General features: G+C 56.1%; 13 protein-coding genes. 5 read left to right on the top strand and 8 right to left on the bottom strand.

The annotated features are described in order from the left end of the window. Positions 1-2: 2 nt before the first annotated feature. Both H6815_06175 and H6815_06170 read right to left on the bottom strand, forming a co-directional pair. Positions 3-1,004, bottom strand: a complete 1,002-nt coding sequence (locus H6815_06175) for an HD domain-containing protein (protein MCB9860025.1) — start codon at positions 1,002-1,004, stop codon at positions 3-5. Between the two features lie 59 nt (positions 1,005-1,063). After that, positions 1,064-1,519, bottom strand: coding sequence for a DUF4870 domain-containing protein (locus H6815_06170; protein ID MCB9860024.1), 456 nt, complete (start codon positions 1,517-1,519; stop codon positions 1,064-1,066). 75 nt (positions 1,520-1,594) lie between these two features. Between H6815_06170 and gltX the strand changes: the two genes are divergently transcribed. Next, complete coding sequence (gltX, locus tag H6815_06165) at positions 1,595-3,313, top strand: glutamate--tRNA ligase (protein ID MCB9860023.1); 1,719 nt, start codon at positions 1,595-1,597, stop codon at positions 3,311-3,313. A gap of 40 nt (positions 3,314-3,353) precedes the next feature. Here the strand turns inward: gltX and H6815_06160 are convergent, their stop codons facing one another. Then, positions 3,354-6,116, bottom strand: a complete 2,763-nt coding sequence (locus H6815_06160) for a hypothetical protein (protein ID MCB9860022.1) — start codon at positions 6,114-6,116, stop codon at positions 3,354-3,356. 189 nt (positions 6,117-6,305) lie between these two features. Then, positions 6,306-7,328, bottom strand: a complete 1,023-nt coding sequence (locus H6815_06155; GenBank protein MCB9860021.1) for a hypothetical protein — start codon at positions 7,326-7,328, stop codon at positions 6,306-6,308. 196 nt (positions 7,329-7,524) lie between these two features. Between H6815_06155 and ruvX the strand changes: the two genes are divergently transcribed. Beyond that, positions 7,525-7,992, top strand: a complete 468-nt coding sequence (ruvX, locus tag H6815_06150; GenBank protein MCB9860020.1) for a Holliday junction resolvase RuvX — start codon at positions 7,525-7,527, stop codon at positions 7,990-7,992. A gap of 623 nt (positions 7,993-8,615) precedes the next feature. After that, positions 8,616-9,506, top strand: a complete 891-nt coding sequence (locus tag H6815_06145; protein MCB9860019.1) for an SMI1/KNR4 family protein — start codon at positions 8,616-8,618, stop codon at positions 9,504-9,506. A gap of 3 nt (positions 9,507-9,509) precedes the next feature. On the opposite strand, the gene H6815_06140 is transcribed toward H6815_06145, so the two are convergent. Further along, positions 9,510-10,331, bottom strand: a complete 822-nt coding sequence (locus H6815_06140; GenBank protein ID MCB9860018.1) for a 1-acyl-sn-glycerol-3-phosphate acyltransferase — start codon at positions 10,329-10,331, stop codon at positions 9,510-9,512. 173 nt (positions 10,332-10,504) lie between these two features. Between H6815_06140 and H6815_06135 the strand changes: the two genes are divergently transcribed. Further along, complete coding sequence (locus tag H6815_06135) at positions 10,505-11,863, top strand: replication-associated recombination protein A (GenBank protein ID MCB9860017.1); 1,359 nt, start codon at positions 10,505-10,507, stop codon at positions 11,861-11,863. Positions 11,864-11,926: 63 nt separating this feature from the next. After that, the gene (locus H6815_06130; protein ID MCB9860016.1) at positions 11,927-12,886 is read left to right on the top strand and encodes a hypothetical protein; all 960 of its coding nucleotides are present in this window, start codon (positions 11,927-11,929) and stop codon (positions 12,884-12,886) included. Positions 12,887-12,905: 19 nt separating this feature from the next. Here H6815_06130 and H6815_06125 read toward each other — a convergent pair whose 3' ends face one another. The 3 genes from H6815_06125 to H6815_06115 form a co-directional block, all read right to left on the bottom strand. Further along, positions 12,906-13,430 carry a prepilin-type N-terminal cleavage/methylation domain-containing protein gene (locus H6815_06125; GenBank protein ID MCB9860015.1) on the bottom strand — a complete coding sequence of 175 codons (525 nt, stop codon included), beginning with the start codon at positions 13,428-13,430 and terminating at the stop codon, positions 12,906-12,908. Positions 13,431-13,475: 45 nt separating this feature from the next. Next, a complete protein-coding gene (locus H6815_06120; protein MCB9860014.1) occupies positions 13,476-13,970 on the bottom strand; it encodes a type II secretion system protein in 495 nt (164 codons plus the stop codon). Between the two features lie 210 nt (positions 13,971-14,180). Then, positions 14,181-23,600, bottom strand: a complete 9,420-nt coding sequence (locus H6815_06115) for a hypothetical protein (GenBank protein ID MCB9860013.1) — start codon at positions 23,598-23,600, stop codon at positions 14,181-14,183. Positions 23,601-24,149 lie beyond the last annotated feature (549 nt).

Here is a 24,149-nt window from a genome sequence, read left to right as displayed (position 1 = left end):
ACTCACTCCGCCAACGGATCAGGCTTGTACACACGCGTGCCCAGACCGAAGTGCTTTTCTGACCACTCACCGGGCGATTCGACCGCCTGATCGGTGCGTGACACGCTCAGCGCCATCCATGTCTTTGCATCGAGATTGTCGAGATTCGAGACGAGCACCGCCTCCGGCGTTGATGGGAGCTTCATGGCGCCGTACTCGGGCACGCCGTGATGCGACGCAATGATGTGCTCGAGCGCGAGCACGGCGTTCTCCGGGAGAGGGCCGCCAAACCCGGCTTCTGCAGTGCGAACCTTGTCACGCAGCATGAGCAGGCCGTCGCCGATGTGCCCGACGAGATTGCCACGATCGGTGTAATCGAACCCGCCGGTCATGGAGAGTTCGCTCGTCTTACCCAGATCGTGGATGAACAGCCCCATCATCACGATGTCTCGGTTGATCCCGGGATAGAGCGGGCACACCGCGTCGGCGAGCCTGAGCAGATTCAGGGTGTGCTCCAGGAGCCCAGAGACAACCGCGTGGTGCATGGACTTTGCTGCTGGGGACTTGATGAGCTTTTCCATCAGGCCCTTGTCCTCGATGTACGCTTTGGCGAGTGCGCGCATCGCGGGGTGTTCGAGCGTGCGCAGATGCTCCAGCAGTTCGGCAAACATGGCTGAGGCATCGAACTGCGAACGTGGAAGCAGATCGCCCAGTTGCTCGGGTGTTGCTTCGACGGCGTCGATCGCCGTGACAATCAACTGACGCGCGTTGTTGTAGGAATCGACCTTCCCCTCAATCCAGACCACGTTCTCGTGCAGGAGCTTGCCGACGGTCGCCTCATCGACGTCCCACATGCGGGCCTGCATCTCGCCTGTGCGGTCAGCAACAATGGCCCGGAAATAGGGCTTATCCGTGCGGGTGCGGCCGATGGCTGCGTTTCGCATCATCAGCACGGTGGCGACCGCGTCGCCAGGTTGAAGCTGCGAGATGGAGAGCTGGTCGGTCCGTGTGGAGTTTGAACTCATAACCCAGTGTAGTGCCGGTATGCCTTACACGCCCGAAGATACATCGCACCGACTGAATGCTACAGAAATCTGATCGTGGCTGGGTACCGGTAGATCTGCCCCTGCTTCCCAGCATAAGCGCCCATCGCGCATCCGACGATCCCGAAGATCGACACAAGCGGAAGCGTGATGTAGTACCCGACACAGAACATCATGGCACCGACAACCCAAGCGATCATATAGAAAATACACATACTGATCTGAAAGTTGACAGCTTCGCGACCGTGGTCATCGAGAAACTCTGAGTCGTGCTTGTGAACCAGCCACAGCACAAGCGCCGCGATCAACGGTACCGGGAAAGCAACACCAAGTGATGGGATAACGGCTGCAACGTACGCAATAAGTGCACCCAGATGGATCCACATCGCGTAGTTTGTCTCCCAAGGCTGGAGATCTTCAGCGTGGTATGGCTCGAACTGTTCGTTCATCTGTGCACGAGGACCTGCATACTGGGATTGGTGCGTCTGTGAAGACATGGTATCAAATCTGATTGGGAACCCGTGGCCCAAGGTTTCATGCAGCAAATCCGAATCTCTGGCATACCCTTGCATATGCCGGAAAACACGCAATCGAACGCTCCTATGGTCACTCGGTTTGCACCCTCCCCCACGGGGCATCTGCACATTGGTGGTGCCCGCACTGCCCTGTTCTGCTGGGCGCTTGCGCGCGGACAGAAATCAAATAACACTCAGCCCGCGGGCCGGTTCATGATCCGTGTGGAGGACACCGATCAGGCGCGTTCGTCCGATACTGCAACCAGAGCGATCCTCGTCGATCTTGCCTGGCTTGGACTCAACTGGGACGATGGCCCAACGCTGCAGATCGACGGCAGGACCATCGGCGGCGACGATCGCAACGTCGGCCCGTACGAGCAATCCAGGCGCCTCGAACATTACAACCATTATTTGAATGTGCTGCTCGAAAAAGGATTCGCGTATCCCGCGTTCGAGACACCCGAGGAACTCAACGAGGCACGCAAAGCTGCGCTCGCTGACAAGAAGGCGTACAAGTACGAACGCCCCGATCTTACTGGTGATCAGCTCGCACAACGCATCGAGCGTATGAATAAGGGCGAGCCGTGCGTCATCAGGTTTGCTGTGCCCGACGAGGACGTGTGCGTTCACGACGAAGTGCTGGGCGATGTGCGCTTCGCCGACGGACAGATCGAAGACTTTGTCATCCGCAAAGCAGACGGGTTCCCGACCTATCACTTCGCTGTGGTTGTGGATGACGAACTGATGGGCGTAACACACGTGCTGCGCGGGCAGGAGCATCTTGCCAACACGCCGAAGCATGTCGCGCTCCAGCACGCGCTCGGGTTCGGCACGCCAACATATGCACACCTGCCGCTCATCATGAACCCTGATGGATCGAAGATGTCAAAGCGCGACAAGGACAAGGCTGTTCGCGACGCGTGCAAGTCAGGCAATGTGGACTCTGTGCCCAACGATGTGAGCGAGCTCGACGCGAGCACATTTGCAAAGTGGATTGACGACAAGAAATCACAGCTTGATCTTGAGGTGCTGGTGCAGCTCGCAGGTGCGCTGAAAGTGCAGCTGCCCGAGATCAACGTCGAAGATTTTCGTGCAAGCGGGTACCTGCCCGAGACCGTGTGCAACTATCTCGCGCTTTTGGGCTGGTCGCCTGGCAACGACATCGAAAAGTTCGACAACACGTTTCTCGCAGAGAAGTTCGACCTGCCCCGCATCGGCAAGACTGCTGCGCGCTTCGATCGCGCGAAGCTGCTCGCGTTTAATGGCGACGCTATCACCGCACTCCCGCCCGAAGCATTCTGCGCACGCTGGGCGGAATGGTGCGATCGGTACGAACCACGTATCACGCACGAGATCGACGATGCAAGCCTCTCGTTGCTGGCGCAGGCTGTGCAGCCACGATGCAAAACATTCCGCGATGCAGCGGATCAGGCAGCGTTCCTGTTCTTCGACGACAACGCGATCGTGTTTGACGAAAAAGCTGTGGAGAAGGTGCTTCGCAAGGGTGAGCCGAAGGGAATGGCTGTGCTCGCGGAGTTCGCAGTGGAGCTTGAAAAACTCTCGACATTCGACGCTGAGCCAATCCACGATCTGATCAAGTCGTTCTCAGAATCACGGAACATGAACATGGGCAAGATTGCCCAGCCATTACGCGTCGCGGTGACTGGCACACCTGTTTCGCCGCCAATCGATCTGACACTGGCACTACTCGGTCGCGAGCGAACGATGACACGCATCAACCGCACACTTGATCTGCCCGTCGCGACGATTGCGTGAACGGGAGAATCTCTGCACTTTTGTATCCCTATGGATATATTTACTTCTGCTCTGCGATCATCTCGCGAATGCGCGTAAGTCGTTTCTGATGCACGCCTCGATCGGGCTCGATGAACGTCAGCGCCTCGATGTGGTGTGCAGCGGTCTCCAGATCGCGCTGCTGGAGCGCGACGCGCGATGCAAGCTCGCGAATCTCAGCATCGAACGGCGCGATGTTCACGGCACGCTGTATCGCGACAGTTGCGTCACCCCAGCGTCCCGCTTCTACGTACAGCTTGGTACGCTCCACCGCATAGGCCGGTGAGTGCTGCTCGCGCACATCAAGAAACTCGAGATGTGGCAGCGCTCTGGTTCGATCCTCCCTTGCGAGCCAGTACGCTGCAAGTTTCTGGTGCGGCATCGCATCAACGGGACGCAACGACGAGTATATTTCGAGCATTGCACGCGTCTGTGGATCGTCGAGTGGGTCGGTGCCAGCCTTTTCTGTGCGAACGAACGCATGTTCCAGTGCGACACGCATCACCTGCGGATGGTTCGGGTACTTCTCCAGCCAGGCATCAACCGATGCTGGCGAGATCAATCTCGGGTCCGTCTTCGCGTGGGCAGCTTCGTCCGGGCCGAGTGTGTCGATGAGTTCGTCGAGTGTTGGTGTGCCCACCTCGGGCAGCATGCCCCACTCGATCACCTCGTTATGCGCCCACGATTTGAACTGTTCGAAGAACACATCGCGCGGCATGTGCAGCACAGCTTCGAACGCGGACGCTTCGTTCAAGCCGGCAGCGTACTGATCCATGAGCTTGCGAGGCGCTACGTCTCCGAAACGCTCGACAATGAACTCGTACATCCAGTGTCCCTGTGCGTACGCGAGCGGACGGTCCAGCGGTGATTCCGGACGTACAAACTTCAGGCTGATCTCATCGAGCGTAAAAAGCGTGTTCCCAGTGAGGGCTCGGGTGAGCAGTTGAACCCGGTCATAATCGCGCGGCGCGTCTTCAAGATATACCGCAGCGGCTTCTGTGAACCAGTGCGGGATGCGGTTGTTGGTGCGAGCAAGTGTGACAGTGTGCGTGTACTCGTGCTGGATCACACGGGGCCAGTCGTATGTACCCATGCTCGAACCTGCGCCAGCGCGCGGTGCTTCCATCGCGATCACAGGACCGGTTGATGCTGCGAACGTGTGCAGCTTTGGCATGCCCGCGATCCGCACAGCAAACATCGCGTGATCTGGCAGGAGTTCGATCAATGTCTTCCCGGTTGGCTCATAGTCGATACCTCCCGGCTCGTCGCCGCAGACACGGGCATGGATGCGTTCGAGCACAGGCAGCATCTCTCGTGCAACCATCTCGCTTGCTGCGCTCGCGGGATCGTATCGAATCCGGAAGTGCTCACTTTCAGAAACTGCGTGCGTCTGCAGTTGCTGCAACAGCTTGAGGCTGTTCTTCGCGCGAATGTTGAATGGATCGAGTGTTGTCGCGGTTTGCAGGGCCTGGATCGCATTCGCATCCCGTCCGGACTGCACCTCGAGCAGCCCAAGCTCGACCACGGGCTCTGCATCAAAGGGAGAGCGGTTCGCCGCTTCGCGGAGAAATGTTGCGGCGTCGGCATACTGGCGATTCTCCGATGTGGCAGCACCCACGATCATGTAGCCACGCATCGGCTTCGCTTTCACCCCGGCGAGTTCGCTGCAATGTGCGTCAAGCGCATCAAGCATCTCGCGGGCACTGGCAAAGTCATATCGCTCTGCTTCCGCAGCAGCAGCGAGCGAAAGCCCTTCGACATGATCGGGCGCGCGACGCAGGATCTCGCTCGCTGCATCCTGCACAGCTGCCGCATCGTTGCGACGCAATGCGCCGAGTGCGAGAATCGCCTGTCCATCGATGCTGTGTACTTGTACCGATTCATCATCCGCAAGAAGTGTGTCAAACTCTGCAAGCAGGGTGTCGAGATGCTCAGCCATTGCCTCTGCCTGCTCGAAGTTGAACCCACGAACCGAGAGCCTGCCCACGATGCTGACCGCACGGGCACACTTGTCATTGAGTTGCAGCACCTCGCGCAATGCCTTCTGCGCCTCGGCATCGTTGTCCTTCTCGATGAGGACTTCCGCTTCAGCAAGCATCGCAGGCCAGTACGTTGCACCTGCACCTGTTCGCGCCCGTGCCAGCGTGCGCATGATCGCGTCGTAGTTTGCTCCGCCTGCCTGTCCGACACTGAGCACACGAGCAGCAATCTGGTTCATCCGCGCAAAGTAGACGAGCTCTTCCGAGGTCTTCAGCTCGTTCTCGCTGATGCGCATGCGGGTATCTGCCACGATCTTTTGGCAGCTGCCCATATCGCCGAGCAGTTCGAGCGCAGACGCACGAATCCAGGCAGACCTGAGCACGTGGGCGTACACAGTCTTCACATCTGCTTTTGCAAGCTGGTCATCGACCAAGTCCAGATGCGCAAGCAGATCGGCGTATTTACCCAGACCAAGCATCGCTTCAGCTTTGTCGAGTCTGATCTGCAAGAGATCGTTTGCACCGCGAATGCCAGCTTCATTGACCCGAAGGACGCGCTCATAGTCGCCAACTGTGAGTGCAGCGAATGAGAGTCGATGTGCTGCTGCAAGATCTTCAACTGTCCACACACCATGATGTGTGCGGATCCGTGCGCGATCCTCGTCTGTGTTGTACGGCGCATCGAGCAGGCGCTGCACAGCGGACAATACATCAGGCTGAGAACCCGGTTGTGCCCACGCTGCGTGTGCGAGAATCAACGATGCTGCAACCGTTCCAAAAAAATGCTGCCAGCCTCGTCGTGCCATCAAACAACCTCCCACATATGTGCTGTCTTTTCATGCGCCTTTTCATGCATAGATTCGGCTGATCTGCAGACCCGGATCATCCCTGCCCGAACATTCTCGGCCCTGAGACTCATCGGCACACAAACCAGTACTCGCGCACGAAAAAACGCATACCTCTCGGACGTTGGCAAACCCACAAACATGGTCTATTTATTCGCGCGAACTGTCCGGTGCGTTCACGATCGCTTCGCGGTACGGCTCGATTGACGGGATAGTCCAGCCTCGTGGATCAGCGGGCGGCTGAAGATTCAACGCACCCTCGGGCACTTCTGCTCGCCCATTGATCGCAGGGCTTTGAAGCTGGATAAACGAAATATCCCCCGCACCATCGATCGTGCGCGCCAGGGATGGAAGCCATACCGATGCGCCATCACCCGCATCGGTCTGTGTATACCACAGCCGGATCTGGCGCATGTCGCTGTTCGCGCCGTTGCGTGGTTCGAGCACAAGCTGCACCGACTTGTTGTCCTGGTGAAACTTTGCAAGCGCGTGGAAGAATATAATTTCCTTCTCGTTCCAGAACTCCGCATCGCTGGGATTTACCATCAACCCCTCGGCAGCCGGCGCAAGCCGAGCGTTGTACCGCTTGAGAATCTCCTCGCGCTTTTGCCCGATGGGTAGTGGAAAGATGCCCTGATCCAAAGACATCGGGTCCAGCTTTTCGCCGGGGCCGATCACCTCGCGACGCTTGAACAGACGCGGGTTTGTATCCTCGTCGATCTCGATCAGCATGCGCCCGTCGAACACGAACGCACGCTGGTACGGCTCCTCGCGAGCACCGGCTTCACTGAACGTGCCGACGAACAGCGTATTGAAATACGCGCCGAACTTCCGAACCACATCGCCATCAGACGACCTGGAAGCTGTGTAGTACAGGTTACCCTTGCGCGTTTGCGTATCGGCGAACTCGAAGAACCGTGTCGCGATCATCTGCGATCGAAGTGCGGTGATCTCCACGCTCGACAGCTCATCAAGAAACGCGGCTGTCTCAGCATCCGTCTGCTCCGGCATTACCTCGCCATCAAGGATCGGTACTGCCAGCGCGAGTTCGTTCGTATGCACGGTGCCGTCCGGATCGGTGGTTGCGGGGCGCATCGTGTTCTGTGCGCACGCGGTCTGTCCTGTCAGAAGCAGGCACGTCAGAACAAGCATGCTGGCTGGGTGTGATCGCATCAGGGCTCCCTTTGTGTTCATGTCAGGAAAACAGGCACGCACGACATTCTATTGCGATGCGCCGGATGTGACACGTCCGTGACGCAACGGCGTATATCGTCAATTCCGCTCGAAAAACGTGTTTTCGCTGTTGTTAATCTGGGTTTTAACCCGGCTGGGCACAATCCGTTCACGCACGGACAATCTACGATCACCTGTGCCCGCACACGACTCTTCCTCACCCATCATCAGATACCTCGCGATCGACCTTGGCGACAAACGCACCGGGCTTGCGCTGGGCGATTCCTTCTCGCGCTTGGCGACACCTGTCGGCGTGCTCGAAGTGCCCATCTCAATTCATGACGGCGGAGCACTACTCGACGCGATCGATGGTGCTATCGCTGAGAATCTCGGGCACAACAAAGCAAACTCTGTACTCGTGCTCGGGCTGCCCATGAACATGGACGGCTCCGAAGGTCCGCGCGCCAAACTCGTCCGCGCGTTCGCAGAAAAACTCGCGCAGCGCACAGGCCGAACGGTCGAGCTGTTCGACGAGCGTCTCACCAGCGCCGAAGCGGACTGGCTGATGGCACAGTCCGGGCTCTCGCACAAGCAGAAGAAGCAACGGCGCGACGCGATCGCAGCTGCGGTGATGCTGAAGTCGTATCTCGATCAGCAAATATAAGAACAAATACGCATTCACTCGCACAAAGGGTCGCTTTCGCTCTCGTCAAAGTGCCAGTACAGGACATATTGATCTGACGAAACTTCGAGTATTGTTGAGATCATGATGCACAGCTTGTGCGTGTCCACAAAGTCCAGATAGACAATGTCTGGGTTCTGCGAAATGAAAGCAAGGCGCATGCCCTGCATTCTCGCGGCAATCGATTGCCGATCCCATACGGTGTGTTCCAGCTCTTGCGACCCCCAGTCAACCACTATCAGAGATGCATCACTTGCCGATTCGATAACGCCAGAACGCGTTTGCTCAAGATTCAACTGTATCATCCCATCATCACAGCACCTCACCGAGACAACTGAGGCATCATCGAACACCACGCAAAGATTAGAATCATCCCAGAATACGTTTCGCACTGCTTGACCAACAGATGGGCATTGTTCATTTGATCGATAGACTCGACACTGGGCAACCGCAGCCTGCGGCGATGCTGTTGAAACCTCTTTCTTTGTTCCAGCACGGATGATTCTCTGCATGTAATGAATAATACTCACACCCAACAGTGAGTATTTTTTCTTGACACTGCAATGAGGAAATGATCTACCATCCCCACTCACGGAGTCTTATTCATGCCCAAGCTCAAGCTACCAGACAACTTTTATAGAACATACGTCGATTCCCCGCCACCAGCCCCGCCGAAGCCAGCAGACTTCGCTCGGGTCGAAAAGAAGCTCGGCATCAAGCTGCCCGCATCATACAAGGCTGCGCTTGCCGAACAGGACGGCGGTTCGCTGCGAGTTGATCTGTTCAGGCTGGAAAAGACATCGCCTCGGTGGTACGGGATGGGGAAGGAATATTTCCTGACCGATATAGCTGGTGTCGTAAACAATAAATATCACAAGCTCGTCGAAATGACAGAATCTGCTCGACAATGGGGTGTTGAGGACGGACTCTTCCCAATTGAAGGTGATGGACATACATGGTGCTGCTTGGACTATCGAAAAAATGGGCCGAAGCGCAATCCATCAATCACACACTTTGAACCGGACGACGGTCCAATCGACGAGGGAGACAGCTCCCGCGAGTTTGCAGTTGCTCCCTCGTTTGAAGCGTTGATCGCGTCCGCCATCATCCCGTTGCACCGACATGACTACGCGCTCATCGCGCTAAACAATGGCGCGCCCCGCGGCCCGAAGACGCTCCAGCCGATCATGAGAAAACTGCGATGCAAGAAATACAACTATCCGGGGCAGAGCGGCAGCAAGGACTGCCCACTCCAGCCCGCGTGGGAATGGGCAAAGTATAAAAGTGTTCACTCTGATACAAGCCCCAACATCCCACTGCTCGTGACACTGGAGAATAACAAAGCGAATAAACTATCCGACAGAAAGACCGCTGAGCGTGAAGCCAACCATCCCATGCTGACCGTCAACGTCCATCCAAAGCACGAAAAAGCATGTCTTGCAGAACTGCTCGAAGCACTCGGTGACAAAGCGGTGCTGATTCACGGCGTGACGTAAGACTCACATCCCCGCTGCGATGGGGCCGCCGTCGGTGTGACGCTTGTTGCGGGAACGCGCTGCATCAATCGGATGGGAATCGGCATGATGTTGGAAGTCAGTATCAGAAGCTGCGCGTGAGGTAGTGGTACTGTCCATTTTCATCGCGCCGGCGATGCGCGATTCGAGATCAGTCGCGATGTCCTGCGCGCTAGTGCGGTCATCTGAGTAACTGACCGGTGCGAGAAATGTCACGCGGGACCTGCTCTTCTTCAGGATGCTCCCCCACGCGGTGTCAGCTGGTGGTGTGCCCTCGACGAGCACCGGGAGCACGGTCGCCCCGGTCTGCTTGACCAGCGCCCCCACCCCTCGCTGGAACGGGAGCAGGACACCACGCGGGCGTTCGATCCTGCCCTCGGGGAAGATGCCCAGCACGCCGCCTGCCTGCACGTGCCGGATGGCAAGACGCAGGGCATTGGTGTCGGGGCGGGACCGGTCCACGAAGATGATCTTCATCCACTGCCAGAAGGGCTCGCCGCGCGGATGGCGCATGTCGGCCGCCATCATCCACCGGATCTCGAACGGGCAAACGCACTGGATCAGGATCGGGTCGATGCCTGCGGTATGGTTGGCGATGACGATCAGTGGGCCGGGATTGTCCGGAAGGTGGTGCTGGCTCCGGACTTGCAGCCGGTGCATTCGTCGGACGTACCAGCGCCCGCAGGCGTAGAGCATCCCCGCGATCGCATCGTGGCGCGGGTTGTTCCGCTCCAGATGCTGACACACAAACGCAAATGTGACCAGACACACGAGTGCCAGCCCGAGGATGAACGTCCATATGAGCACGATAACCAATGTTAGCGTGTACCTACGAACATCCCCAACAAACTTTGTTAGTCATCACTAGAATACACTGATTCATCGTCCAGAAACCGGTGTTCTCACGCATTGCTTGCTCATTGTTCGGTATATAATAGGTCTGCGAAAAATATGCACTCTGGTTCAGAAAGGGATGGTGGATGCAGGATCTGTGGGCGGACAAACGGGAGCAGGCGTTGCGCGCGGTCGAGCCGCTCGCGGTCCGCATGCGTCCGCGCACGCTTGAGGAGTTTGCCGGTCAGCACGAGATTGTCGGCGAAGGCAAGCTGCTCCGGCGGATGATCCAGGCGGACACACTCAGTTCAGTGCTGCTCCACGGCCCGCCGGGGACTGGCAAGACGACGCTAGCGGAGTTGATCGCGGTCCACACGTCGCGGGCGTTTGTCCGCGAGAATGCTGCGGACGTGGGCGTGAAGCGCATCCGCGAGGTGCTCGACGAGGCGGCACGAAGGCTGCACAGCTCGGGCCGGCGCACGATCCTGTTCCTCGACGAGATCCACCGGTTCAACCGCGCCCAGCAGGACGTGCTATTGCGCGATGTGGAGCGCGGACTCATCACACTGATCGGCGCAACGACAGAGAACCCGATCTTCGCGTGCAACAGCGCGCTCATCTCAAGAAGCACACTGTTCAGACTGGAACTTCTCAACGAAGCAGACATCTTCGCTGTGCTCGAACGCGCGGCAGCTGACAAGGAACGCGGATTCGGGAACTTCAACATCGATTTGACAGAGGACGCGAAGCGCGTCTGGGCGAAGAAGTGCGATGGCGACGCACGGCGCGCCCTTTCGGCGCTCGAGGTCGCGGTGCTCTCGACGCTCAAGACCATCGGTGAGAACGAGACGATCGTCATCGATCACGCGGCAGCGGAGGAGAGCATCCAGCTGAAGGCGGCGGTCTACGACGCGACCGGAGACGAGCACTACGACACGATCAGCGCGATGATAAAGAGCATCCGCGGGAGCGACCCCGATGCTGCGGTGTACTGGATCGCGCGGATGCTCGAAGCGGGCGAGGACGTGCGGTTTATCGCGCGCAGGCTCTCGATCCTCGCGAGCGAGGACATCGGCAATGCTGATCCGCGCGCGACAATGCTTGCATCAGCAGCGTGGCAGATTGTCGAGCGCATCGGCATGCCCGAAGCGCGCATCACACTCGCGCAGCTCGCGACGTATCTTGCTGTTGCGCCGAAGAGCAATGCGAGCTACACGGCGATCAATGAAGCAATGGACGACGTCCGGGGGAATCGCACGGTGCCGGTGCCGATCTATCTGCGTGATGCGCACGCTGCCCCTGCAGCCGACGGATCAAAGCACGGGCACGGATACAAGTACTCGCACGACGCTGAAGACAACATCACCGACCAGGACTACCTCGGCGTTGACAGGACGTACTACAACCCGACGCAGAACGGCCTCGAAAAGCAGATAGCTGAGAGATTGAGGGAGATTCGCGAGTTGCGGGCGAAACTGCAGCAGCGAAACAGAGAGCAGAAATAAACCAAACAACCCGTGGATTTCAATCCATGAAGTCTGTTCTTCTCTGTGCGAGTATGATGCTGCGTGTCTGAGATGCACACTTCTTCAGCTGCGCAGTGTCCTCGATGTCAATATGATCAGTCAGGACTGGTTGCATCATGGACGAACTCTTGCCCGCTGCATGGCGTGTGCTCCGAGTGCGGACTCGCATTTGATTGGGCTGATCTGCTCTCAACCAGAGTAAAGCCGCTCCCTGCGTGGTCGATCGAGTCTACGGGGAATCGCTGGTGGATAAATGCTGTTCGGCACATGTTTCTGTTCTTTCTTCCGAAGCGCACATGGTCGGGCATCCGTCTGGAACATCCTGTCTCGCTCAGGCGGCTTGGTGTTCTCTTTGCACTCACGCTGATTGCAGTGCATATTGCGCTTGCTTCTCGCGCACTCGTTGTTCGGTGGAGCAACAACGTCTTCATTGCTGGAAAGATCTACCAATTTGGACACGGGACGTCTGATCGTCGACCGGAAGCGTGGCTTGCGGATCTGCTCTGGCCTTACTCGGAATGGGTCCACGATATCTTCCGGACGGATGCGGTGTCGTACTCGTGGGATCTTGTGCCGGGCATCACATCGCTCTCATTCTTTGTCCTTCCAACACTCATGCTGATGCTCCTGCCTGAAACACGAGCGCGTGCGAGAGTGCACTGGAAGCACATCGTGCGTGCGGGTGTATACACGTTTGCCCTGGCGCCGTTGATCTGTGTCTGCTTCATGGTCATTGACATCGTGCTTATCGAACTCGATGCATTGTGCAGCACGATGGGCCTGCTCTCGGGCAATGGTTTTCTCTTTCATCAAAGCCGCTTGTCGGCACTTGTGCTGTTTGGTGTGTTCTTTGCTGTGTATGCGAGGTGGTGGCTGAAGATTGTGACGACGTACATGAAACTTCAGCACGCTTGGGTGGTGCTTCTTTCGATCATGATTGTGACGCTGCTTGGGGCAATGGTCTTCGGCGTTGTGATCGTGCCGATGATGGGCCTTGGATAAGCCCGCTACACAAGTCAACTCAGCGCACGATGTAGAACATGTACTTTCTGAAGCCAACCCGCCTGAAATCACCTCGGCCAATATGCCCGTCGTCGATCATGCCGTCGATGTTTTCCATGAACTCGGTCCTGCGATCGTCCTGCTGGCCGAACAGCACGCCGACCCGTGACCAACCAGAGCGTCTGCTTGTGTCGATGTCCCACTGACCACCGATCGGCGTCGGCTGTTCCCATGCACTCTGGCGGATGTGGTTCCGAAGGTAGTATGGCAACGTGCCCGCACGACCACCGGGTGGCAGCATGCCTGTTTCAGCAACAAACTGGACCGTGCTGTTCGCAAATGTCTTGAGTGATCCGACAAACGCAACGCGCTGGGCATCGTGACGCCAGCTTCGCGCAACTGGAATCATGATCGACGCGAGCACACCGATGATGCCAACCACGATCATAATCTCAATGAGTGTAAATCCGCGGAAAAACCTACCTCGCACCAACCGCGATGTGCAATGTCGTGCGTATGAGTGTGGTTCCGCTGGGTTTGGCATGCAGAGCGAGTGTTCCTCTCTGGAGAACTCTTGTTCCAATGCGACTCACGGAACCAGAATAATGTAATACCTGTCTGCTGCAAGCTTCTGGAAAAGTCCGGTTGAAAGATCGCCGTCATCAACGAGCGCATCAACACGTGTCATAAATCCATCGTCGCGCGTTGTACCCGTGCCATTAAAGTGGATACCGATCGCGGACGTGACGCCAAACGAGTTCAGTTCGGTATCCCATACACCGCCCGCAGCAGTGCCATCGAGCCACATCGCGGGACGAATGAACGTTTCAAGACCTGCGGGTATTGCGCCAGATGCAGAATCCGGAAGCAGATTGCCTGTCAGCACCATGTACTGGCTTGCTGCGCTCTGATAGTTCTTGAGTTCCATTGCGACTGCACTAACCGCAGAATCTTCCGCAGCAGACGAAGTCGATGGCACCGCAATAGCAGCAAGAATACCGAGAATCGCAACAACGATCAAGAGTTCAACGAGCGTAAACGCCGAGTTGAACCGTGTTGATCGTGAATGTGTACGTGTGGTCATGCAAGTGCTCCGCGGGTCATCTGCCATCCTCGTCGCGCATTCGATTTGATGCTGACTTCGCCTGAGGTATCGGTCTGGTATTCCCTGAATGTCAGCAGGACCTGCGCGAACCAATGAAAGACCCGCCGAGCACATTGGCTGGCGGGTCTGTGATGTGTGTATCAGATGTGCCCAACACAGACTCGCGACAGTCTGTGCGGGTTATTCCGATTACTCAGGGCTGAGGATCGCATCGAGCAGTGACGCACCATTGATCTGACCAAGATAGAAATCTGTGTTATCAAGGCTGTCGCCGAGCGGCGAGAGGGCGCGATCAATCGTGCTGAAGCGGTACGCACCGTTTGTTGTCGGGATGGCTGCAACAGAGTTTGCTGCCATTGGATCAACTGATGCGCCTGAGCCGGTGTTGGACGAGATACGCAGGCCGAGCAGTTCACCCATGCGACGCGCAACTGCTGCTGTCAGCGAATCAGCGAAGCCATCGATATCCTGCTGGGTCGGTGTGTACCCGAGTGTCGTGAACGACGGTACAAACACAACCCCTTCATCGTTGCGATCAGCGTTGAACGGATCGCTGTGCTCACTGAACCCATAGATACCGTCATTGAAGAATGAGACGGGATCATTGGTGTTCGAGATAAACACCGTTGAGAAGTCCTGGAACTCAAAGTTGGCAGAGTTCGTTGAAACCGCAACGTCGTAGCCACGTGCTGCAAAGATGCCTTCGAGATTCTCGATGACCGTGTTAATGATGTACGTGTTGACCGGCACGTTGTTGATCTTGCCGGTAAAGCCGAGCACACGGGTATCGAACGAGTCGAGATCCGCGATCAGTTCACCCGAGAGCAGCCAGTCCACTGAGCCACCATTGAGTTCGAGGAAGAAGTTCTGGCTCTTGCGGACAAGTGCCTTCTCTTCACCAAGCACGATCTCGATCTCATAGTCTGCGTTGTATACGCCCTGCAGATAAACCGCGTATGACGCTGGATCCGGGTTTGCCGGGTCTGCCGAGTAGAGTGAGCCCGGCGTACGGAACACGATGAAGAAGTCTCCATTCTCGTCGTAGCCATAGCTCGTCACACCATCATCGGCAATGACGCCGGGCGTGGCACCGGTTGGATCAAAGTCGGTCGGCGAGAGGACAAGTGCTGCGTCATCAATGCTTGTCGAGTTCGTTGTTTCGAACACTGCAAGCTGCACCTGACCTGAGAAGTTCGGATCGAGCAGGCTCAGACGTGAACCGATATCCGCACCAAGCTCCGACAGCTTGACCGTGATACGCACCTCTGTACCGGGATCAATCTCGTTTCGAGCATTGATGTGGAAGACATCAACGTCGGGTGTGATCTGACCTGGCACGCCGCGGAGGTTGCCCGAACCGATCGCGGATACGACGTTTGATGTCACAACACCTGTGCCGGTACGAGTAATGGTCGCCCCGTTCAGTTCTGCGGACACCAGGTCGTCGTCGGTATTGGGCGTGCCATCGGCACCAGTATCGAGCGTGAAGTTGAAACCATTAAAGTTGATGGCAGCAACATCGTCGCTTGTGCCAAAGAGTCCGTCGATACCAGCAAACGCGATTGGTGCTGGCGGCTCTGGGAGGAGTCGGCCGTCACCGGAGTTCGTGTCTGATGAGAACCCGGTATCTCCATCATCAAAGACGGTGATATCAAACGCGTAGCTTCCAACTGCTTGCGCGATTGGCGGTACGTTTGGAACTGTACCGTTCGCTGTGAACGCACCGTTTGTCGCTGCTGTTGCAGATACGACGAGCGTGTACGTGCCGGTTTCGTTGATGAGATAGTTGAACTCGGTCGGTACGAAACGGACAAAGTCGAACGCGCCAGGAAGCTGCAGTGCATCAGAACCGACGGCTCCGACTGCCTGATTGCTGCTGTTGTACAACCCGCGAACAAGCGAGGAAGCCGCGCCACTGACCTCGCCGAGACGCAGAATCTGGCCTGCCTGCAGTGTGATCTGGTACACATCCACATCGCCGGAGAAGCCAAACAGGTTGGTGTCGTTGTCCGGATGATCACCAATCGAGCCTTCAATGCGGAAGGTCGTATTCACATCGGGCACGCCATCCGGTGTAAAGTTGTTGTCAAGGATGACATTCAGGTTGACCGGTGCATAGATATCGGCGTTCTTAACGAACTGGTTCTGCTCGTTGAACAGAGCAACCTGCTGCGCTGTGAGCTTGTCGCCAGCATCGCCGATCACAACGTCGATCGAGTAATCGTCATTCACCTCGGCAAAGCCGTCATGATCGCCATCGAGACGTGCGCCAACAAGTGATGCACGCAGAATGGCATCATCAAAGTCGATGCGGTAGATGCCAGCATGTGCCACTCCCGGGGTGATTGGCAAGCCCTGGCTCGTGATCGACTGGTTCACCAGAATGGTTGCAGTCATGGAATCAGCATCGTACTCGACAGAGTAGTCGAGCCCCTCGTCAAGACGCAGCAGCACCTGACCGTCGTTATCACGCACCTGCGAGACGCTGAGCGCTTCGCCGAGGGTGTCGGCGTTCATCGCCTGATTAAAGACAATGTTCACGCTATAGACGCGGCTGGACTCGACAACTGAGACCTCTTCCACACGAATCGGTTCCGGTTGTGTTTCCGGTGTTTCAACCGCGAAGTTACCGGTTTGAGTGATGTTCTGACCACCAATAGTGACAGCGCCGATCGTGCCGGTTGCACTAATGCGGTAGCTCTCAGAGCCGAGCGGCGAACCAACCTGATTGCCCGAAATGGAGACACTTGTGATGTCGCCTCGACCGTCTGCAATGAGATCGTCGCTTGTACCAAAGAAACCATCCGAACCGCGCAGACGGCCAGAGATGAGATCGCTCTCAATGAAGTTGCCATTGATCGTGACTGCACCGATGGAACCGGACGTCACTCGATCGGTATTCAGACCCGTGCCACCAAACACTGCATCGCGACCAAGGTCAGCACCTGCCATGATTGCGCTGTCGAAGACGTTGCCATTGATGGTCACCGTGCCGATGTTGTCGAGTGCACTGAATCGAGCTTCGCTCAGTGCCGCAGCTGTAATCGAGCCAACACTCTCGGCGGTACGGAATGCGCCGCGACTGACTGTGCCACCGATCGCCAGAGCGCCGGTCAGCGAGCGATCCATCGATATAACGCCGGTGAAGTTGCCGACGATGTCAACGCTTGACGAACCGAAGAAGTCGAAGGTACCGCCAACATTACCATTAACATCAAGTGTGCCAATGCGTATGGCCTGCATGCGACCTTGAGTGAATGATCCGAAGGTCGCGGTCTGGACGTCATTGCCGACAAGAATCGAGCCGGTCGATGCCCAGTTCTGCACGGTAATACTGCGCAGATAGCCGTCAACAACAATGTTCGAGTTGCCAACAAGATCGCCATTGACAACAAGCGTGCCGAGCATCGAGTCATCGTTTGTGATGATATTGAAATCGGTGAGCGTTGTTGTGGATGTCGAGCCTGTTGGGAGTCGTGTGACTGTCAGGCTTGACGTCGGACGCGAGTTGAAGAGCACAACACGATTGCTGAATGGATTCCAGAACGCACGTCCCGGGCCTGTGTACATCATGGTGCCATCTTCGCCGCCGGTGGTGGTGAAGTTGAACAATGTACCATTGGTCAGTTCGGTACCGAGCGCACCAAATCCGCCGACCAGAGACTCAAGCACCGCACCATCAACTGCCGAAGAACGACCGCCCTGCGTGATACCAGCTGTTGTTGACGTCAGACCGGAGTCTGCGTGTGCCGAAACGTTTGTCGCAGTACCTGCGACTTCGACGTTGGTCACGTAAGACAACCCGAGTGCATGCTGATCGTCCGCTGTGTTGTATTGGCCGTCTGCACCAGCGACAATACCAGCTGCAACCTTCACGTTGTTGGCGTTGAAACCAACGCTGACATTCTGAACACGACCAGCCTTGATAACATCTGCATTTGCGCCTGTGCCGCCCGCGACACCATCATCGCCGAACGATACAAGGCCCGCAAGGATGAGAAGATTCTGTGCGTTTGCACCTGTCACCACAGAGCGGACAAGATCACCAGCAGCTATCACAGTACCGATGCCGGTGGTCAACTGGTCATTACGAATATTGTGTGTAACGCTGACAAAGCCAACCGAACGACCAGCGTGGATCAGCGTTTCAAAGATTGAGCCTCCAACGAGCACCTGACCAATGTTGTGCCCGGCAACGATGGATGGACCATCAATCGCTGGTGTTGGAGCGGTTGCAGGTGGAAGCTCGTTGCGTGTCGATGTTGCGCTCCGGCCTGCTGACAGTGTGGGATTGATACCTATGTCACCGAAGATGCCCGATCCCGTGTCCTGCACATCAATCAGTGTGATGTCGTTGTCGGCATAGACGTCGCCAAGCAGGTGACCGTTAACGATACGGAGCAGACCGAGCGAGCCGTCGAGCACGTTGATCCGCGCCGACTGCATGAATGAGCCTTCGGTGATAGTGATCGACCCGATACCTCCGGAATAGCTCGAGATTTCGGCTGCGTAGTCTCCTGCAACATTCACCGCGTTGATTCTGCCAAACGCAACGATGGAGCCGCCACCCAACAGCGTGTCACCAGGCTTGTTGGAAACGGAGCCGATATCGACCGAACCGGTGATGTCATTGCCGATGCGAAGATCCGCGTGCAACTGCCCGCCGGAAACATCTGCCTGCTGCAGATTGCCACGAATAAGGATGATGCCCTTGGTGTCGCGGTTACCAATGTTTCGGCCCGCAATCATCTGACCAATGTTGCCAGAAACATCTGTCACGATATCGAGGTCACGGAACGCTTGAAGTCGTGTGATGTTACCACGATTCGTTGTCGTTGTGATAGACGCAACGATATCGCCCATGAGAGACTGGATGGTGCCAACCGGTCCGGATGATGTAATATCTGCCTCAAGAATTCCGGTGGTTGTGAGCGTACCGATACGGCCGTCAACACCTGACACCTCAATGGTTGAATCGGTGATCTCCTTTGCCATGAGCGTCACCAGCGGACCCGAAACATCGATGCTCGATGTGCGGATAGCTTCGGTCACGGTGAAGTTCTCGATCGCACCGGCGGTAATGTTCGATGCCCTGATCGAATCAGTGATGGATAGCTGCTCGATCTGGTTGTCAACGTCAAGCTGAACACGCGTCATCGTTCTGGTGTTCAAGCCGCCAATGATACTGCCGAGCACGTCGATGCGGACATCGGCCATGCTGCCAGCGGGATTGGTGCGAATCTCGTCGAGATCGCCACCAACAACAATCGCGCTCTCGTGGAACTCACGAATGGAACCGAGTCGCGTTGTGTTGCGGAACTCGGCAGCTTCAAACGCATTGATGTTGCCGCCAGCATTCACAAACGAAGCGTCATATGCGCCATCGATAAGCTGGAACGTATTGAGATTTGATGTCAGCACGTTGGAGCGGAAGAAGTTTGCACCATCTCCCGAGATCGTGTTGATATTGCCTGAGTTAATGAAGAACTCAGCAATGTGGTATGGCTCCCAGAATCTGTCAAGATACGACGTGAAGATGTAGGCGTCAACGTAGTTGCCACCACCGGACACATTGATTGTGTCGATGCCGTCGCGTACCAGCTCACGATCACCAATGACGTTATTAAACGATCCAATAAGTGACTGGATTGATGCGCCATTGGTCGCTCTGACGCTGTGGACATCGTCACGGGCAAAGATGCCGGTTGTTGCAAACGGTGACTGCGTGCGAGCTGCCAGACCATCACCGACATCAACAGTGATGATATCATTCGCGAGGAGTGTTCCGAAGATGCCATCAAAGCGGAGATCGTTGTCGCCATCGAAGTTTGCAATCGCTTCGATGATGTCGCCATCATTCAGAATCACATCGCCGAGTGATCCGTCAACACGAACAAACTGCAGGTCTCCACTGCGAACAAGGAGACCATCGAGATAGAAATCGACCGGCGCACCAACATCGTCAAGATACGCATTGTCCTGACCAAAGTCCTGATCGTTTGCAGGACGATACACCTCGTCATTCCAGTTCGGTGTCAGTATGCCGTCAAGATCGAGGTCATCTATCGTGAGCACCTGGCTGAACTTCTTCGGTCCCCATTCCGGGAACTCTGTTGTTCCAAGACTGCCCGCGATCTCGACGCCGTTGATTGAATCAACGTCGATCGAGACAATATCGCCATTGACAGAGTTGTTGACGATATTGAAGAATGGAGCCTGCGAAACGATCTGATAGACGTCGATCTCAGAGTTCCCCTGGATGTTGATATTTGAGTCGGGGCCTGCACCAAGGATTTCAATTTTGCCAATTCCCACACGTCCCTGCTGACCAAGCGGCCCGGTTGCAGTGATATTCAGATCAACGCCACCAGTGAGATCAACAGCGATATCGCCGATTGCCACACCGAGTGAGTTGTCAATCGGGAGCACACGAACGAATCCAACAAGTGCGCCATTGACAGCACCTGGCACCGAGATTTCGACTGTCGCACCGGAGTCGTCGGTCAGCGTCAGCGTCGAACCACCACGGAGTTCGCGTCTTGCGTTAAACGCGTTGGCAAGATCGATGTTTGGAAATGATGTAAACTTCAGATCCGAACCAAGGCCAAGAAGCAGCGACGGGCCAACCGTTGTTGGTGCATTGAGTGTGTAGAACCCGATATTGGGGTCGTTTATATCGTACTCGATATCCTGACTCAGTAAAAGTGCGCCGATCGTGGAGCCATCGGATGTGATGATCTGCAGGGCATCAGAATACGCGTGCGCGCCAACTCGAATCATGCCGATGTCACCAACACCGCCGTTCGTGCCGGTCTCGATGCGAACGTTCTTCTCGTCACCAATGAGCGCGTTGTTGTCCTGGTCAATACCAATGGCGCCACGGATATCCATCATGCCAATGGAGCCGCCGACAACGAAACTCACATAGTAAATATCGCCCTGATCAGGACCTCTTCCAAGCAAATCAGACTGGCCGGTGATCAACTGGCCCAGATTCCCACCCACATTGAACGTCACGTTGTACAAAGATGGGCCAAGAATACCGCCGTCACCGGGGATACCAATATCTCCCCCGGTCAACACTTGATACAAGTTGCCCGGTGTTGAGAAGGTGCCCGAATACAGGATCATTCGATCGTCTTCGTTCTGTTCGTCACCATCATCAAGAATATTGACATAGTCAGGAACAAACTCATCGCCATCGATATCCGTCAGCCCAGTACCAACACGGATCGCGCCAATACCACCAGACAATACAGTCACCGCATTTGATGTGCCAACAAGTGTGTCATACGCACCCGAACTGAGTGCGGTGCGATACATGCCGAACGTTGTCGGTGCCATGCCGGTAATCGTGAGCACGTATGCGTCAGAACCCGTTGCAGCCCCAAGCACGACGTAATACACGCCCGGTCCGTCTGGCATGTAATCAATGCGGAGCTGGTTTCCAACAAGATCTGCTGTGTCTGCGCTCGCAACGGTGCGTCCACCCTGATCCACAATTCGAACCTGAATACTGCCCGGAATCCCGCTCTGCAGTTGCAACACAATCGGAGCCGCACCATCGGATGCAAACGCATAGACGTCGGACGGGTCGGCTTCATTCACAGGGTCAGCAAAGAAAATGTCTCCATGAATCTGCACACCGGTCGCCACAGACCCAACCCACTCGGCACTCAGCAGGTTGTCATTGCGGAGCAATGAGTTGCCGAACAACGCATGCTGACCCACTCTGGTAAGCGGAAGCGCTGTTGCACCAATCACAACATCAAGTGCATCGCCGTCTGTCGCATTCAGCATCGCAAGAATCACAGCTTCATCGTCCGCTGTCTCAACGATGCCGTATGGAGACTCAAGCTCGAAATAGCGGTATACATCGCGTGGAAGCGAAGCGCTCGGCGAGTTGATGTCTCCAACGACAGTTACGTCGACAAGCGATCTGCCTCCCACGTGCATCTGTCCAAGTGTTCGTCCAACAACAAGCTGTGCATCTGTCTTGATGCGTTCAACACCCGCCCCTGCGAGGGCTTCATCCGCAGCCCACACGCCAGCATCTGACGCGACGACGTACGCACCAAGATCGCCCTCAACAGTCAGCGATCCATACATCGTGCCGACATTGAACCGGTTCAATGACCCGTCAATTCGTGAAGAGCCAAAGACCATGCCATGCACTGTAATAGAACCCATGGAACTGTTCGCTGGACCAAAGAATCCCTGATCGGAGCGATTGTGATCGCTCTGGAACAGATTTGTAATTGCGGGTCCGAGCGGACTGTATGTTGCAGTTGATGTGTTGGTTCTGAAGAACGGAGAACCGATTACCACAGAGCCGGCGCCGTCCGGAAGGCCAACCACATCTCGGGGATTGCTCTGATCAAACCAGAAGCCAAATCCTGCAGTTGATTCCCAATCGCTGTAGTAGTTCTCAAACCCCTCAATACGAAGAAACTGGAAGCCACCTTCAATGAAGTCTGCGTCGGGATCGGGCATGTCCTGGAAGGCTTCAATGATGCCACCGACCATGGTAATCGACGTCCGATTGTCCGTGTTCTGGAACACAATCCGTCCAATACCATCGTTGTAATCTGGAACACCATTAAAGTTGCGATCAACGAGAAGCGTATCGCTGTCTTGCGGAGCACCCAATCGGATCGTCTGCACCATGTCATTGCCGTACAAGTCCAGGAACTGAACTGTTGCGCCTTCAGGCCCAGCAAACCTGACTTCTGTTCCTGCGATTCTCGCGTTGACCGTATCGCTGTAGGGCTTGGCCGGTATAACAAAGTTGACATCATCAATAAAGAATGTCGGATTAGCAATGCCGCCAGTCACCGAGAAAACAATCTGATCAAAGTTCTCGCCTGTGGTTGGTGCGAATGTTGTCTGTCCCTGACCGGTTGGATTCATGACGTCAATGGCATTGACCGTTTCGATCAGGTCACCATCGAAGAAGTAGCTGATAGTTGAGATCGGCTGGTTGCTGCCATCAACAAGCGGAAACTGACCGCCGCCAGCTGTGAACCCAGCACCATAAGCAAACGATACCGATGAGACGCTGCGGAATACGAGTCCTGCCGCTCCGGGTTCAACAAACTGGAAGGAGAATGACTCTCCAGCCTGCAGGCGGGCACGAATCTCAAAGTCATCATCGACCGGCTCGGCAAGAGCGAAGTTTGCCGCGGGCTGTGCAACGGTATGTGTGATGTACAACCCGGATTCAAGGAAGCGTTCGCCAGTCCCGTTGATTGTACCGAGGCCTGCGCCGCCGACGTTTGTCTCATCGTCGAAGTTCTCTTCGACATTTTCCGGCATGTTGTTGCCGTTGCTCTGATCCTGCGATTCGAGATACGGAATCGTGTATCCGAAGAACGCCGCGATCTGCCCGACACCTGTTGTCGGATCAACAAGATCAGGAGTAATTGTCAGCGAGAAGAGAAGCTGCCTCGGCTCCAACGGTTCAACCGAAGCTTTTCCAGCAAGACGTGAGAGCGATGATGCGCTCGCGTCACCGTTCATGTCGGCCTTGGCACGGGAAACCAGACTCTTGCGGTTGCGTGAGTATGGACGACCGTTATTGTCTGCACTTGCGTTTTCTGGGCGCTTCATCGTGGTTCCTCGCTCTTGCTCATCCACACACAGGTGTGGTTCAAACGGACGGGCATGGACTCGTGGTCCTCAGCGTGCTCCTGATTCAACTCTGGTGGACAGATGCAAGCAGGGGGTGCTTGCGATTGTCTGCTTGTCGCGCGGACGAGCTGCGTCCGCATCTCTGGCGATTGTCGCTCAGATCTGCTCGCAGGGGGTGCTGAGCAGCGTTGATGGTAGCGCCAGCTCGGGCTGCGTTCTCGCTGACCGACAACGAACTGTCCATGAAATCTCCCAACCCGGTCGGAGGGTCCATGTTGTTCATTGTCGGGATAGCTGAGACCACTGCGGCTCTCCTTATGTGCGCATCAAAGCCACAAGCCGATGCGCCAGCACCCTTCGGTGCCTGCACCAATCACCATCCTCTAAACAAACCCGCACGGGCTCGCAGGTCCTGTACAGAACCCACACAGCGTCTTCATGCTGGGCTGACTTGGTCTTTGTCAGCAAGCGGGGGCTGACAATCTCGCTCTCTGCAATCGACCCTCTTTGCGACTACAAACAGACGAG

Source organism: Phycisphaeraceae bacterium, from assembly GCA_020639155.1.
Taxonomy (GTDB): domain Bacteria; phylum Planctomycetota; class Phycisphaerae; order Phycisphaerales; family UBA1924; genus JACKHF01.
The sequence above is the reverse complement of the archived record's forward strand: the minus strand, read 5'-3'. Positions and strand labels throughout refer to the sequence as shown.